Raw genomic sequence first — 14,542 nt, forward strand, 5'->3', positions numbered from 1 at the left:
GGTCGTGCTCACAGGGATCCTCCAAGACTCCAGCTCGACTCCCGCCATCCGCGGGGGCCGGTCACCAACGGGCGGCGCAGCACACGGCGGCGGGGAGGCCGTGGCGGCTCGGGAACGTCGTCATCTGCGAGAGCGCGCAGCGCCACGACCAGCGCGGCCAGCTCTTCCGGCGAAGGATCGCCCTTGATCACGTTCATAGCGGGATGTTCCCGTGCTTCTTGGGCGGCAGAGCGTCGCGCTTGCCGCGCAGCAGCCGCAGCGCGCGGGTGACCTCGCGCCGGGTCTCGCTCGGCGCGATCACCGCGTCCACGTAGCCGCGCTCGGCCGCCAGGTAGGGGGTGGCGAGGGTGTCCTCGTACTCGCGCACCAGCTCGGCCCGCAGCGCGTCCGGGTCGTCGGCGGCGGCCAGCCGCTTGCGGTGCAGGATGTTGACCGCGCCCTGGGCGCCCATCACCGCGATCTGCGCGGTCGACCAGGCCAGGTTCACGTCCGCGCCCAGGTGCTTGGAGCCCATCACGTCGTACGCCCCGCCGTACGCCTTGCGGGTGATCACCGTGACCAGCGGGACCGTGGCCTCGCCGTAGGCGTACAGGAGCTTGGCGCCGCGCCGGATGATGCCGTTCCACTCCTGCTCGGTGCCGGGCAGGAAGCCGGGCACGTCCACGAGCGTGAGCACCGGGACGCTGAACGCGTCACACGTGCGCACGAACCGGGCGGCCTTCTCGGAGGCGTCGATGTCGAGCGTGCCCGCCAGCCGCATCGGCTGGTTGGCCACCACACCCACCGACCGGCCCTCCACGCGCCCGAAGCCGACCACGATGTTCGGCGCGAACAGCGGCTGCACCTCCAGGAACTCGCCGTCGTCCAGCAGGGCCGCGATGACCTCGTGCATGTCGTACGGCTGGTTCGGCGAGTCCGGCACCAGCTCGTCCAGCGCCAGGTCGTCGGCGCCGAGCTCCAGGTCGGCCTCGAACTCGGGGTGCGGCGCGTCGTCCAGGTTGTTCTGCGGCAGGTACGACAGCAGCGCCCGGGCGTAGTCGAGCGCGTCGTCCTCGTCATGGGCCAGGTAGTGGGCGATGCCGCTGCGGCTGTTGTGCACCCGGCCGCCGCCCAGCTCCTCGAAGGTGACGTCCTCACCGGTGACGGTCTTGATGACGTCCGGGCCCGTCACGAACATGTGCGACGACTCGTCCACCATGATCGTGAAATCCGTGAGAGCCGGCGAGTAGACGTGGCCGCCCGCGCAGGCGCCCATGATCAGGGAGATCTGCGGGATCACGCCGGAGGCCCGGATGTTGCGGCGGAAGATCTCGCCGTAGAGGCCGAGCGAGACGACGCCCTCCTGGATGCGCGCCCCGGCGCCCTCGTTGATGCCGATGATCGGCACGCCGTTCTTCATGGCCAGGTCCATGACCTTGCAGATCTTCTGCCCGTACACCTCCCCCAGGCTGCCGCCGGACACCGTGAAATCCTGCGAGAAGACGCACACCTGGCGGCCGTCGACCGTCCCGTAACCGGTCACCACGCCGTCGCCGTACACGAGCCCGCCGCGGGCCAGCGCGTCCAGCTCGACGAAAGAGCCCGCGTCCAGCAGCCGCTCGATCCGCTCCCGCGCGGTCAGCCTGCCCTTCGCGTGCTGCTTGGCCGCCGCCCGGGCCTCGCCCACGTGAACTGCCTCATCCAACCGCTCCTTGAGGCGGGCCAGGCTGCCCGCTGTGCCTTGCGCTGACATGCACCACCGCCGATAAGACCCACGATAAGACTCAGTTTCATATTGACGATACTCAGTTTCGCACGCTTGGATACCCCTAACTTTCGGGAGAATGACCACGTGCCGAAACCGCCCATCAGCCAGCGCCTCGCCGAAGCCGCCGTGGCGCTGTTCGACGAGCGCGGCTACGACGAGACCACCGTCGACGACATCGCCGCGCGAGCAGGCGTGAGCCGCAGCACGTTCTTCCGCTACTACCGCTCCAAGGAAGACGCGATCTTCCCCGACCACGACACCCTGCTGGACAGGATCGCCGCGCGGCTGCGGGCCTCGACCGCGGACACCGCGATCGTGGCCATCACCGACGCGGTGCGCATCGTGCTCGCCCACTACGTCGACGACGCCGAGGTGTCGCTGCGCCGATATCGCCTGGTCCGCCGCGTGCCGGCGCTACGCGACAGGGAGATCGCCAGCGTGGCCCGCTACCAGCGGCTGTTCCGCGAGTTCGTCGGCGAGTGGCTGGGCGACTCCCCCGACGCCGGCCTGCGCGCCGAGCTCATGGCCGCCTCCGTGGTGGCCGCGCACAACCAGGTGCTGCGGGGATGGCTGCGCGCGGGCGGCACGTACGACCCGTCCGGCCCCCTCGACCACGCGCTCCGGTACGTGATCGCCACCTTCCGCCACCTGGAGCAGCCGCAGGACAAGGGCGACCAGATCGTCGTCGCCACCTTCAGCCGCGCGGCCTCGCCCCAGGACGTCATGGCCGTCATCCAGCAGCACCTGGAGTCGTCCACGTAGAAACGCAACCCCTGACAACCCCCTCTTTTCGAAGGGGCTCAGCGGGCGAGGCCCGCGTCGCGGGCGCGGATGATGGCCTCGGTGCGGTCGGCCACGTGCAGCTTGGCGAAGATGTTGGACACGTTGTTGCGCACGGTCTTGGGCGACAGGAACAGCTCCGAGGCGATCTGCGGATTCGACCGGCCGGCCGCGATGAGCGTGAGGATCTCCAGCTCGCGGGGCGTGAGCTGCGGGAACGCCGAGTCCTCGGTGGGCGGCGCGGTGAAGAACTCGGTCACCCGCCGGGCGATCGACGGCCCGAAGATGGCCTCGCCGTGGGCGACGGCCTGGATGGCGCGGACGATCTCGGCCTGGTTCGCGCCTTTGAGCAGGTAGCCGCGGGCTCCGGCGCGCATCGCCGCGAACAGGGTGGCGTCCTGCTCCGACATGGTCAGCATGACCACCCCGATGTGCGGGCTGTCGGCGACGACCCGGCGGGTGGCCTCGATGCCGTCCAGCTCCGGCATGCTGACGTCCATGACCACGATGTCCGGCTGCAGGTCGGCGGCCAGCGCGACGGCCTGCCGGCCGTCCGCGGCGGTGCCCACGACGTCGATGCCGGGCAGGGAGGCCAGCAGCGCCGCCAGCCCGTCGCGGTAGACCGGATGGTCGTCGGCGAGCAGCACTCGGATCGTCTCATCGGACACCGGCCACCTCCGTGGTCTGTTCGAGGGGAAGTCGCGCGCGGACGAGCGTCCCGCCGCCGGGCGGGCAGGTGACCTGGCACTCCCCGCCGAGCTCGGCCGCCCGCTCGCGCAGGGACAACATACCGACCCCGGCCTCGACATCGCGGCCGATGCCGCGGCCGTCGTCGCGTACCGTGATCTCCAGGGTCCGCCCGCGCACACCGAGCATGATCTCGCAGTGCGTCGCCGCGGCGTGCCGCACCACGTTGGCCAGCGCCTCCGACACGATGCGGTACGCGGCCACCTCCACCGCGGCGGGCAGCGAGCCGAGCGCGTCGTCGCCGGTCACGGCGACCTGCAGGCCGCCGGAGCGGACCCGGTCGGCCTGCTGCTCCACGGCCCGGAGCACGCCGAGCTCGTCGAGCGCCGGCGGGCGCAGGTCGTGCACCAGGCGGCGGACGTCGGCCAGCACGACGGAGACCTCGGCCGCGGTCTGCTCCAGGATGCGATCGGACTCGGCGGGCGCGGTGGCGGCCAGGTTGCGGGCGGTCTCTATGCGCAGCGCGACGGCGCCGAGGCTGGGCCCGAGGCCGTCGTGCAGGTCGCGGCGGATCCGGCGGCGCTCCTCCTCGCGCGCGGTCACGAGCCTGGCACGGATGCGCTGCAGGTCGGCGCTGAGCTCGCTGGCCCGCGCCGCCTGCGCGGCCTGCCGGACGAGGTCGCCGAGCAGCCGCTGGTCGCGCTCGGTCAGGTCGGCCCGGCACAGGACCAGCCGGCCCACGGCCTCGTCGCGGTAGGCGACCGGCAGCGACAGCTGCGGCCCGTCCGGGGCGCCGTGCTCGACCACCGTACGCACGCCGCCCGGCCGCTCGATCTCCACCCGTACGTACGGCAGCCGGAACGCCTCGGACACCGTGTGGGCCAGCGCGGCGAGCTGCGCGTCGGGCTCGGTGGTGACCTCGAGCCGCTCGGCGAGCGTCGAGACCATCGCGTACGGGTCGTCGCGCGCGCCGCGCACCAGCCGCCGCGCCGCCCGCCACAACCACGTCCGCAGCGGCGCGTAGGCCACCGAGACGATCGCGATCGCGGCCAGCGCGGAGTCGCGCTCGCCCAGCACGCTGCCCGCGACGGTGAACACGGCCACGTCGATCGCGACCACCAGGACCGCGAGCATCCCGTACAGGAAGGTCGCCGGCAGCAGCCGGTCGATGTCGTACAGGCGGTATTCGGTCACCGCGATCAGCACCGCGGCGGAGGTGAGCGCGATCCCGACGCACATGAGCACCGACGACAGCTGCTCCAGGGGCACCAGGAGCACGAACATGTCGGCCAGCGCGGCCCAGGTCAGCCAGCGGATCTGGGCGCGCCGCTCCGCGTCCGCCCGCCGGTAGCGGTGCACCATGACCGCGCAGGGGATGATCAGGCTCACCGCCGCCCCCGCTCGGGCGAGGCCGAGCAGGGCCGCCCACGCCTCGTACGGCAGCTCCAGGCTGACGGCGTCGAGGCCGAGCCGCAGGATCTCCGGGGGCAACGGGGCGTTCTCGAACCGCATCATCGCGGACGCCGGCACGAATATCCACACCAGCGGCAGGTAGCCGGCCAGCCCCAGTCCGGCGATCGACAGCCGCCGCCAGCCCTTGGCGGCGGGCAGCCGCCCGTCGGGGAAGAGCAGGATCAGCAGCGGCAGCCCGACCAGCAGCGCCGCGCCGAACCGGGCGTAGAACCAGTAGGCCGGCGCGGCCGCGAAGGCCCCGGGCGAGGTGTAGATCGCGTACACCGACCAGGCGCCGGAGAAGCCGTTCAGCGCCCAGTGCACGCCCGACAGGGTCAGCACCCAGGCGACGGGATGCCGGGGCAGCCGCCGCAGCAGCAGCGCGCCGGGCACCGCCTGGGCCAGGCCCGACACCGCGGCCGGCCAGCTCACGGCTTCGAGGCCCGCGCCGGGCGGCAACGAGATCCCGGAGTTGCGGACGTCCAGCAGCACCGTGCCGACCGTGAGCACGACCGCGAGCGCCGCCGGGACCGCGGACAGGCGGCTGGCTTTTGTCACCTGAGCATTGTCGCCGGATATGTGTCCCGTTGTCCCGGGACAGCCTGTCCCGGGACACGGCGGGGCGCCTCGGGACCGGATCAGGGACGGGCGGCTCTGCCGGCCCGGGACAGCGGGCGGACATCGTTGGGGGCATCGCAACAAACCGGAAGGAACCCCATGGACGCCCACATCCGCAACGAGCCCGCCCGGGCCCGTACGGACACCCAGGTGCTCAACTCCACCCCCTACACCGGCGCCGCCCCGGCCGTGAGCGAGAACGCCGTCCGCCGCGCCGGGATCGGGCTGATGGTCGGCTCGCTGACCTGGGCGACGGCCATCTACATCCACGGCACGCAAGGCGTCGGCGTGGGCGAGCGGATCATCGACCTGACCGGGCTGGTGTTCCAGCTCGGCATCTTCTGCCTGCTCTGGGTGCAGATGAAGACGCGGGCGATCGGCGCCTCGCGAGGCGCCGCGGTGGCGCTCAAGCTCGAGGCCGCGGTGCTCGGCCTCGCCGGCGTCTGGTCGCTGCTGCACGGCGTCCTGCCGGACGGCGTCAAGGACGAGACCTGGCTGGCCTTCCTCGACATCTGCTGGCCGCTGTCGATGCTGGGCATGGCCGCGATCAGCGTCAAGCTCGCCGTCACCGCGCGGTGGCGCGGGGTGCTGCGCTGGTGGCCGCTCATCGCGGAGAGCTGGGCGGTCGTGACCGTCCCCTGCTACCTGCTGGTCGGCGAGCAGCTGGCCCGCTGGGTCGGCGGCACCCACCTGGTCATCGGGTACGCCGCGCTCGGCCTGCTGATGGCCCTGCGGCCCGCGGCCACCCTCTTCTCCAGATCCGCCTGACTTCTCCAGATCCGCCTGAGCGAACCGGACGTGCTGTGGAATTTCGAGTTCTGGGACCTCTCGAGGTCCGTGCCGACGGCGGGGAGCCCGTCGGCCTGGGCGGGGCCCGCCCGCGCGCGGTGCTGGCCCGGCTCCTCATCGCACGGGGGGTCGTGGTCTCCACCGACACCCTGATCCATGACATGTACGGGGACACGCCGCCGCCCAGCGCGCTGTCGTCGCTGCACTCGTACGTGTCGAACCTGCGCCGGGCGATCGAGCCGGACCGCGGCCCGTGGGCCAAGCCCAAGGTGCTGATCGGCCGGCCGCCCGGCTACCTGCTGGCCGCCGATGACGTGGACGCGTCGCGGTTCGAGGAGCTGGTGGGCCGGTCGGAGTTCCAGTCGCCGGGGGAGGCGCTGACCTGTCTGGACGCCGCGTTCGGGCTGTGGCGGGGCGTGCCGTACGGGGAGTTCGGGGACGAGACCTGGGCCCTCACCGAGGTGAGCCGGCTGCGCGAGCTGCGCCTGGTCGCGCTCGAGCGGCGCGCCCGGGCGCTGCTCGACCTGGGCCGCCCGCAGGCCGTGATCACGGACCTGGAGGCGGAGACGGCCGAGAACCCGCTGCGCGAGCGGCTGTGGTGCCTGCTCGCCCTGTCCCTGTACCGCACCGGGCGGCAGGCGGAGGCGCTGGCCGTACTGCGCCGCGCGGCCCGGCAGCTGGCCGACCAGCTCGGCCTCGACCCCGGCCCCGAGCTGCGCTCCCTCGAACAGGACATCCTCCGCCAGGCCGACTCTCTGGAGCCGGCCCCGGCCACCCTGGTCGTGCCGACCCAGCCCCGGCCGGCTCGCCGGGACGACCGGCTCGCCGAGCTGCTGGCGCTGCCCGAGCGGGCCGCCCGCACCGGCCTGCGGCTGGCGGCGGTGAGCGGCGAGGCGGGGATCGGCAAGACGTTCCTGCTGGAGGAGTTCGGCGAGCACTGCTCGGCCGCGCTCGGGCAGCTCGTGCTCTGGGGGCGCTGCCACGACGCCGAAGGGTTGCCGCCGCTGTGGCCGTGGGTCCAGGTGCTGCGGACGCTCGAACAGCACTGCCCGCCCGGCGACCGGCAGACCCTGGCCGGCCTGCTCGACGCGGACCGCCCGGCCGACGCGCACGCCGTCGCGCGGTGGCTGACCGCGGCCGCGCGCGTCCGGCCGCTGGTGATCGTCCTGGACGACCTGCAGCGGGCCGACTCCGCGTCGCTGGAGCTGCTCAGGGACCTGGTCATGCGGCTGGACGGCGCCGCCGTCACGCTGGTCGCCGCGTTCCGCCCGGGTTTCGACGACCCGCTGAGCCGGCTGGCCCGCTACGACCTCGTCCGCCTGCGCGTCCGCGGCCTGGCGCCGGAGGCCGTACGGTCCATGGCGGCCGGCATGGGCGTTGAGCTCGACGCCGAGGCCGCGGCGCGGCTGGCCGACCGGACCGGCGGCAACCCCTTCTTCGTGCGGGAATGCCTCCGGCTGCGGGCCGGCGGCCACGCCGTGGACGCCGTCCCGGAGACGGTCGCCGGGCTGGTGCGGTCGCAGCTCGATGCCGAGGTCGCGGACGTGCTGGCGGTCGCGGCGGTGCTCGGCAGGGAGTTCGACCCGGCGATCGTGACGCAGGTCGCGGGCCCCGAGGCGGCCGACCTGCTCGACCGCGCAACCCACGCGGGCCTGCTCGCCCCCAGCGCCGACCTAACGGCCCGCACGGGACTGCCCGTCCCGAACACCGCCCTCGACCTCGCGACCGGCACGGGACTGCCCCTCTCCGGCGACGCGCTCGACCTCACCACCGACGCGGCACTACCCGTCTCCGGCGACGCATTCGACCTCCCCACCGATATGGGGCTGCCCAGTGCGCAGGATGTGCCCGGTCGGGCCGTCGGCGCGGGGTTGCCCGTCGGGGGCGGGCGCGCGTTTCGCGTGGAGCCGGCCGTCGCCGGGGATGGGCGGCTGGTGTTCGTGCACGATCTGGTGCGGGAGGCGCTGGCCGGGGGCCTGCCGCCACGGCGCAGGGCCGCCGTCCACCGGGACCTGGCCGCCGCCCTGGCCGCCCGCCCGTCCGCCGACGTGGCCGCCATCGCCTGGCACGCCGTCCAGGCGGGCTCGCACGGCGAGGCCGTGCGCTGGGCCGTGGCCGCCGCTGAGCAGGCCGGCCTGCGCCTGGCGTACGCGGAGGCGGCCAGGTGGTGGGGCCATGCGGTGGCCGCCCACGACGCCTCGGGCGGCGACCCCGCCCAGCACGTGGAGCTGCTCCTCCACCACGTCCAGGCCCTGGAGGCGGCCGGCGACCGGGACGCCGCCCGCCGCGCCGGAGCCGCCGCCCTGCGCGCCGCCGACCGCGCCGACGCGGGCGCCGGCCTGGTGGTACGCGCCCTCACCGCGCTCGGCAAGCCCTCCCTGTCGCTGCTACGCGACCCGTACCAAGCGAGCCGGCCCCTGACGGGCCGACACCCGGCAGGCCAGCACCCGGCGGGCCAGCACCACGTGGGCCAGCACCAGGTGGGCCGGCACCCGGTGGACGACCCCCGCCCGCTCACCCGCACCCGCGCTCGCGACGACCGCCGTCTCACCGTGCCCCGGCCCCGGGCCCTCACCGGGTTGACGGACCTCACCGGCGAGTTACACGACCTGGCGGAACACACCGACAACCCTCAGGTCGAGCTGCTCGCCGGCATGGTGGACGCCTGTGGCCGCCTGGAGGCGTTCGACGTGGCCGGCGCCGACCGGGCCGCCGCCCGCTGCGATGCCCTCCTGGAACTCCACCCGCTGCCCTGGCCCCGCTTCCAGCACACCCTCTGGCACGCCAACCGGCTCACCCTCGACGGCCGCTTCGACGAGGCCGGCCGCCTCTACGACGACGCCGGCGACCAGGCCCGCCACCTCAACCTCTGGCACGCCCGCCAGACCGTCGCCACCGGCCGCGTCGCGCTCAGCTACCACCGCGGCGCCATCGCCGACGCCGCGCCCCTCATCGCCGCCGTCCACGGCGTCCATCCCACCCTGCACCACGACGCCACCACCCTGCACCTGTGCGCCCAGGGCCACCTCGACCACGCGCGGCGCCTCAACGGCGGCCCCCGTCAAGCCCCTCCCCGGGACTGGTCCTGGCTGTCGGCCACCTGCCTGCGCGCCGCCGCCGTCGCCGCGCTCGGCCGCACCCACGAATGCCGTACGGCCTACACCGCCCTGCTCCCCTACAGCGGCCGCATCTCTGCCCTGTCAGCCGTGCTCTGCCTGGGCCCCGTCGACTGGTACCTCGCCCTGCTCGCCACCGCCACCGGCCATCACGACACCGCCACCGCCCACCTCACCACCCTCGAACAGCAGGCCGACGCCGCCGGCCTGCACTGGTGGCGCGACCGCGCCGCCGCCACCGGTGTCCGCCGGCCTCTCCAGGTCGCCACCAGAGCGTGATCACGTCCTGGACAGCGGTTGGCTGAGCAGGCGGCGCCCCTCGTCCTGGAATCCACGCTTGCCGTAGAAGTCGAAGAGATGGCTCACGTCGTTGCCGTTGGGGGCGATCACGATCTCCAGGAGGGAACATCCCAGCTCCGCGGCCCAGCTCCGGCTGTCCTCGATCAGCCCGTTGGCCTCGCCGCGCCTGCGCGCCTCCGGGGCGACGTAGAGATCTTCGAGCTCGGCGATCAGGCCGGACTCGAGCCCGAACGAGGTCGTGGTGATCGCGAACGCGATGATCCGGCCGTGCTCCTCGCGCACCGCGACCCGGGCCGCGGGCGAGGTGACCAAGGTGGTGAGGTTGGCGCCGAGGTCGCCTTCCGGCGTGGTGAAGCCGTCCTCCTCGTAGAAGGCGACGGCGAGGGCGAGCAGGGCGGGCAGATCGGCTTCACGGGCCGTACGGATCGACATGAGGGCCATGATCTCGGCCGATCCGCGGCCTCCGCCAACCGATTTCGTCGTCAGGGCTTCATCAGCCTGCGGGCGATCACCCGCAGGGCGAGGACCTCGTCGGCGCCCTCGAAGATGGACAGCACGCGCGCGTCCACGAACAGCCGCGAGATGCCGTACTCCTCCGCGTACCCGTAGCCGCCGTGCAGCTGCTGGGCCTCCCTGGTGACCCATTCGGCCGCCCGGCAGGCGAGCTGCTTCACCTGCGCGGCCTCCAGCTGGCCGTCCCCGGCCGTCACGGCCCGGGCTGCGGCAAACGTGAAAGCCCGGCACGCGGCGATCATCCCGGCCATCCTGGCGATCTTGGCGCGGGTCAGCTGGTAGTCCGCGAGCGGCCGGCCGAAGACCGACCGCTGCCCCGCGTAGTCCACGGCCAGCTCCAGCGCCGACTGCATGACCCCGACGGCCCTGGCCGCGGTCTGCAGCCGCGCGTTCGCGAACGCCTGCATCTGCAGGTAGAACCCGCGCCCGAGACCGCCCTCCCCGCCGATCAGGTCGGCCGCGGGGACGCGCCAGCCGTCGAAGCGCACCTCGAACGAGTGCATGCCCCGATAGCCGAGCGTACGGATGGCACGCCCCTCGACGGACCCGCCGCCCTCCTGGGTGAGGCGCCATTCATGGCCGGTGAAGGAGGGCTTGTCCACCACGAAGAGCGAAAGGCCCCGATGCCCGGCCGGGTCGGTGCGGGCCAGGACGAGGAGGTAGTGGGCGCGGCCGGCGAAGGTGCACCAGGTCTTGACGCCGTTCAGCACCCATTCGTCGCCGTCGCGGGTCGCGCTCGTGGTGATCCGGGCGACGTCGGAGCCGAAGTCGGGCTCGGTGACCGCCACGGCGCACAGCCGCTCCCCCGAGGCGATCATCGGCAGCCAGCGCCGTTTCTGCTCCTCGGTGCCGCCGCGGGCGATCGCGGTGGCGATGATCTCGGGACGTGTGATGAGCGAGCCGGCGGCCCCCAGCGAGGCCCGGGACAGTTCCTCGGTCACGACCACCATGGCGGCCAGTTCGTCGCCCTCGGCGGCGCCGCCGTACTCGGCCGGGATCGACAGCCCGAAGCAGCCCATGCCGGCGAGCCCGTCGATGATGTCGGCGGGGATGTCCTCGTCCTCGCGGTGGATCCGGTCGGCGACGGGGGCGATGCGGTCGGCGGCGAACTCGCGGAAGGCGGCGCGGACCAGCTGCAGCTCGGCGGACAGGTGCCGGGGCCCCGCTTCGCGGGTGGCCAGCACGCGTTCGGCGACGCGTTCCAGGAACGCCGGGTCGCGTCCCGCGGCGACGTGGGCGGCGACGCCGTCCAGGGCCGTCCCGTCCACGCCCCACAGCGACTCCCTGCCGGTCAGGCGACCGGCCAGGTCGGCGGCGACGTCGGCGGCATAAAGCAGCGCCAGGTCCGCGCCGTGGCCAGGGCGGGAGTCTGCGCCGTGGCCGGCTCCAGGGCCTGCGCCGGAGCCCGCGTCGGGGTCCGCGACGTGGTCGAGGAGTGCCCCGGCCGCCGCGACCGCCGCCGACATGGACGCCACGTCGTAGGCCACGGCCTGGTCCCGGTCCGCGGAGGCGACGTGGGCGGCGGCCCTGCCGACGACGCCCCGCAGCGCCTCCACGACGGCACGCGCGCGGCCGGGCTCGGTCATCTCACGCACGGCCGGCGCCTCCCCCGAACTCGATCGCCAAGGTGCTGTGGGGCTCCTCGTCCTGGCCGAACACGCCCAGCGTGGCCGCGTCGATCCGCCGCAGCAGCGCCGGCCGGCCGCAGAACAGGGGCTTGCGGTTCCGGTGCCGCATGCGCGCCACGGGCGCGCCGTGCCCCTCCAGGCGCAGGACCTCCGCCAGGGCGAGCGTCATCAGGGGCCCGTGCACCACCAGGCCGGGGTACCCCTCGACGCAGGTGGCGTACGGCCAGTCGTAGTGGATCCGGTGAGGGTTGGACGTCGCCGCGCTGAACCGCATCAGCAGCGTCGGGTCCGTGGCGAACCGCCAGGAACCCTCCCCCTCCCGGGCGAAAGGCGCGCCGGCGGGCGCCAGGGCCGCCGCGGGCCCGGCCGGAGCGGCCTCTTCCGGGACGGCCCCGGCCTCCCGGTAGATGAGGTCCTGCCGTTCCTCGACGGCGAGCCGGTCGTGCTCGTCGTACAGCCGGATGGTGACGACCACGACGACCAGCCGGCCCGAGCGCCCCGGCTTCTCGGTGACCGACTCCACGCGCGCCTCGCGGCGTACCGTGCTCCCCACCGCGAGCGGGGCGTGGAAGGCGACCTCGCCGCCCGCGAACATCCGCCGCGGCAGCTCCACCGGGGGCAGGAACGACCCGCGCGCCGGATGGCCGTCCGCGCCGAGCACGGACGAGACGGGCCAGCGGGCCAGGGCGAGCCAGTGCCACAGCGGCGGCAGCGCGTCTCCCGGGCCGACCACGGGCGTGCCGTCGTCGAACAGCGCCGACAGCGCGGCGACCGGGCCAGGGTCCACCGTCTCCCGGGTGGTGAGGGTGTGCGGTTCCCAGCTCACGTGGACCTTCCCCGCCTCGTCCGGATGACGCCGTTGCTCCGCAGCGCCGCCAGCTCCGCACCCGACAGGCCGAGCTCGGCCCGCAGCACCTCCTCGGTGTGCCCGCCGACCTCGGGCGACGCCTCAGGAGGGGCCTGCTCGCCGTCCATCACCAGCGGCGAGCCCGGCGCCCAGTGCTCGCCGACCCCGGGCTGGGCGATCTTCCCCATCAGCGGGTTCCCGGGCAGCGTCGCGGCCAGCTCCGTGAAGCTCCGGTACGTCGACCACAGCACGCGGGTGGCCCGCAGCGCCTCGCACGCCTCGGCGAGCGTACGGGTCTCGAACCAGCTCGCGATCAGGTCGCCGAGCACCCTGCGGTGCCGGTAGCGCTCGGACTCCGCGCCGAAGTCCACCCCGAGGGCGGCGGCCAGCGCGGAGACCACGCCGGTGAGGCCGGTGGCGGCGAGGAGGTCGCGCCAGTGCCGGTCGGTGAGCGCCACGACCATCAGCCGCCCGCCGTCGGCGGTGGCGAAGTCCCGGCCGAAGGTGCCGTAGACGTGGTTGCCGACCCGCTCGCGCGAGGTGCCGTTCAGCTGCGCCTCGGCGAGGTAGCCGAGGCTTCCGGCGACCGCCAGGGCGACGTCCTCCAGCGCCACCCGCACCTGCTGCCCCTCCCCCGTGAGTACGCGGTGCCGCTCCGCGGCCAGCAGCCCGACCGCCAGGTAGAGGCCGGCGGCCAGGTCCCAGGCGGGCACCACGCCGTTCACCGGCCGCCCGGCGTCCTCCGGGCCGGTCAGCAGCGGGAACCCGGTCGCCGCCTGGACCGTGTAGTCCACCGCGGTCCCGCCGTCGCGGCGGCCGGTGAGCAGCACGTGGATCACGTCGGGGCGGCGGGCCCGCAGCGCCTCGAAGGTCAGCTCCGGGTGCCGGTCGGCGTTGCTGATCACGATCCCGCCGCGCCGTCCCCCGCCGACGACCAGGTCGGCGACGAGCCGGCGCCCGTCCTCGGCGGACAGGTCCACCTCGACGGCGCGTTTGCCCTTGTTGAGGCCCGACCAGTACAGGCTCGTCCCGCTCTCGGCCAGCGGCCAGCGCGTACGGTCGGGAGCCCCGCCGATCGGCTCGACCCTGATCACGTCGGCGCCCAGCTGCGCCAGCGTCATCCCGCACAGCGGCGTGGCCACGTAGCTGGAGAGCTCGACGATCCGCAGCCCGCTCAGCGGCCGCGCGGCATCCTTGCTCAACGGGTGGTCCCGATCACGCACCCGACCAACCTAACCGAACCGCTCACATCGGGCCCTCGCTAACATCCGTCTCGGACAACCCAGAAAGGCACGGCATGAGCGAGCACCCCCTGTGGCCCACGACCGGCGAGGCGACCATCACCGCCTTCCCCGTACGGCACGACGGCCCCAGCCCGGCCGTCGTGGTCCTCCCGGGCGGCGCCTACCACCACCTCGCCGACCACGAGGGCGCGCCGGTCGCGCGCTGGCTCAACTCGCTGGGCATCGCGGCGTTCGTCGTGCGCTACCGGATCGCGCCGCACCGCCACCCGCTGCCCCTGCTCGACGCCGCCAGGGCGGTGCGCTGGGTGCGGCACCACGCCGCCTCGACCGGCGTGGACCCGGCCCGCGTGGGGGTGCTCGGCTTCTCGGCGGGCGGCCACCTGGCCGGGCTGCTCGCCACCGAGGCGGGCTCCATGCTGCCGGAAGGCCCGCACGACGCCGTCGACCGGGCCGATCCCCGCCCCGGGCTCGCCGTGCTCTGCTATCCCGTCGCCGCGCTCACCGGACCGGCCGCCCACCAGGGCTCGGCCGCCAACCTGCTCGGCCCGGACGCGCCCGAGTCCGTACGCTCCGAGCTGTCGCTCGGCGACCGCGTCGGCCCGGCCACGCCGCCCATGTTCCTGTGGCACACGGCCGACGACGAGGCGGTCCCCGTCGAGAACACCTTCCAGGTGGCCCGGTCGCTCGCCCGCCACCGGATCCCCCTGGAGGTGCACGTCTATCCCAGCGGCCGGCACGGGCTGGGACTGGCCGAGGCCGATCCCGTCGTGGGCGACTGGACCGGCCGCTGCGCCGCCTTCCTGCGGTCCCGGGGCTGGTAG

At 74.1% G+C, this 14,542-nt stretch carries 12 protein-coding genes; 4 read left to right on the forward strand and 8 right to left on the reverse strand.

Going from position 1 to position 14,542, the window contains the following annotated elements; all coding sequences use genetic code 11:
- Positions 1-8: 8 nt before the first annotated feature.
- Both AB0J87_RS36070 and AB0J87_RS36075 read right to left on the reverse strand, forming a co-directional pair.
- Complete coding sequence (locus tag AB0J87_RS36070) at positions 9-197, reverse strand: acyl-CoA carboxylase subunit epsilon (protein ID WP_357735408.1); 189 nt, start codon at positions 195-197, stop codon at positions 9-11.
- Positions 194-1,732 (reverse strand): acyl-CoA carboxylase subunit beta, encoded by a 1,539-nt coding sequence (locus tag AB0J87_RS36075; protein WP_363972577.1) that lies wholly within the window; start codon positions 1,730-1,732, stop codon positions 194-196. Before AB0J87_RS36075 ends, AB0J87_RS36070 begins: the two co-directional genes overlap by 4 nt.
- A 99-nt stretch (positions 1,733-1,831) precedes the next feature.
- On the opposite strand from AB0J87_RS36075, the gene AB0J87_RS36080 reads away from it, so the two are divergent.
- Positions 1,832-2,509 carry a TetR family transcriptional regulator gene (locus AB0J87_RS36080; protein ID WP_350726961.1) on the forward strand — a complete coding sequence of 226 codons (678 nt, stop codon included), beginning with the start codon at positions 1,832-1,834 and terminating at the stop codon, positions 2,507-2,509.
- Positions 2,510-2,547: 38 nt separating this feature from the next.
- Here AB0J87_RS36080 and AB0J87_RS36085 read toward each other — a convergent pair whose 3' ends face one another.
- Positions 2,548-3,195 (reverse strand): response regulator transcription factor, encoded by a 648-nt coding sequence (locus tag AB0J87_RS36085; protein ID WP_350726960.1) that lies wholly within the window; start codon positions 3,193-3,195, stop codon positions 2,548-2,550.
- Positions 3,185-5,224 (reverse strand): histidine kinase, encoded by a 2,040-nt coding sequence (locus AB0J87_RS36090; protein WP_363972581.1) that lies wholly within the window; start codon positions 5,222-5,224, stop codon positions 3,185-3,187. Before AB0J87_RS36090 ends, AB0J87_RS36085 begins: the two co-directional genes overlap by 11 nt.
- Before the next feature lie 159 nt (positions 5,225-5,383).
- Between AB0J87_RS36090 and AB0J87_RS36095 the strand changes: the two genes are divergently transcribed.
- Together AB0J87_RS36095 and AB0J87_RS36100 are read left to right on the forward strand one after the other, a co-directional pair.
- Positions 5,384-6,052, forward strand: a complete 669-nt coding sequence (locus AB0J87_RS36095) for a hypothetical protein (protein WP_363972584.1) — start codon at positions 5,384-5,386, stop codon at positions 6,050-6,052.
- 35 nt (positions 6,053-6,087) lie between these two features.
- The gene (locus tag AB0J87_RS36100; protein WP_363972587.1) at positions 6,088-9,468 is read left to right on the forward strand and encodes a BTAD domain-containing putative transcriptional regulator; all 3,381 of its coding nucleotides are present in this window, start codon (positions 6,088-6,090) and stop codon (positions 9,466-9,468) included.
- Here AB0J87_RS36100 and AB0J87_RS36105 read toward each other — a convergent pair whose 3' ends face one another.
- The 4 genes from AB0J87_RS36105 to AB0J87_RS36120 are packed head-to-tail and all read right to left on the reverse strand — an operon-like array spanning position 9,469 to position 13,700.
- Positions 9,469-9,921 (reverse strand): GNAT family N-acetyltransferase, encoded by a 453-nt coding sequence (locus AB0J87_RS36105; protein WP_363972590.1) that lies wholly within the window; start codon positions 9,919-9,921, stop codon positions 9,469-9,471.
- A gap of 50 nt (positions 9,922-9,971) precedes the next feature.
- Positions 9,972-11,588, reverse strand: coding sequence for an acyl-CoA dehydrogenase family protein (locus AB0J87_RS36110; RefSeq protein ID WP_363972929.1), 1,617 nt, complete (start codon positions 11,586-11,588; stop codon positions 9,972-9,974).
- A gap of 1 nt (position 11,589) precedes the next feature.
- On the reverse strand, positions 11,590-12,456 hold the full coding sequence (locus AB0J87_RS36115) for a MaoC family dehydratase N-terminal domain-containing protein (RefSeq protein WP_363972593.1): 867 nt from the start codon (positions 12,454-12,456) through the stop codon (positions 11,590-11,592).
- The gene (locus AB0J87_RS36120) at positions 12,453-13,700 is read right to left on the reverse strand and encodes a CoA transferase (protein ID WP_363972596.1); all 1,248 of its coding nucleotides are present in this window, start codon (positions 13,698-13,700) and stop codon (positions 12,453-12,455) included. Before AB0J87_RS36120 ends, AB0J87_RS36115 begins: the two co-directional genes overlap by 4 nt.
- A 74-nt stretch (positions 13,701-13,774) precedes the next feature.
- On the opposite strand from AB0J87_RS36120, the gene AB0J87_RS36125 reads away from it, so the two are divergent.
- Complete coding sequence (locus AB0J87_RS36125; protein WP_350726953.1) at positions 13,775-14,542, forward strand: alpha/beta hydrolase; 768 nt, start codon at positions 13,775-13,777, stop codon at positions 14,540-14,542.

This window comes from Nonomuraea sp. NPDC049625, assembly GCF_040675285.1.
Lineage (GTDB): Bacteria > Actinomycetota > Actinomycetes > Streptosporangiales > Streptosporangiaceae > Nonomuraea > Nonomuraea angiospora_A.

Bases quoted from the DNA above. Each gene is read 5' to 3' on its own strand.
- AB0J87_RS36070 (WP_357735408.1), bottom strand. From the start codon at position 197: ATGAACGTGATCAAGGGCGATCCTTCGCCGGAAGAGCTGGCCGCGCTG.
- AB0J87_RS36075 (WP_363972577.1), bottom strand. From the start codon at position 1,732: ATGTCAGCGCAAGGCACAGCGGGCAGCCTGGCCCGCCTCAAGGAGCGG.
- AB0J87_RS36095 (WP_363972584.1), top strand. From the start codon at position 5,384: ATGGACGCCCACATCCGCAACGAGCCCGCCCGGGCCCGTACGGACACC.
- AB0J87_RS36105 (WP_363972590.1), bottom strand. From the start codon at position 9,921: ATGTCGATCCGTACGGCCCGTGAAGCCGATCTGCCCGCCCTGCTCGCC.
- AB0J87_RS36110 (WP_363972929.1), bottom strand. From the start codon at position 11,588: ATGACCGAGCCCGGCCGCGCGCGTGCCGTCGTGGAGGCGCTGCGGGGC.
- AB0J87_RS36125 (WP_350726953.1), top strand. From the start codon at position 13,775: ATGAGCGAGCACCCCCTGTGGCCCACGACCGGCGAGGCGACCATCACC.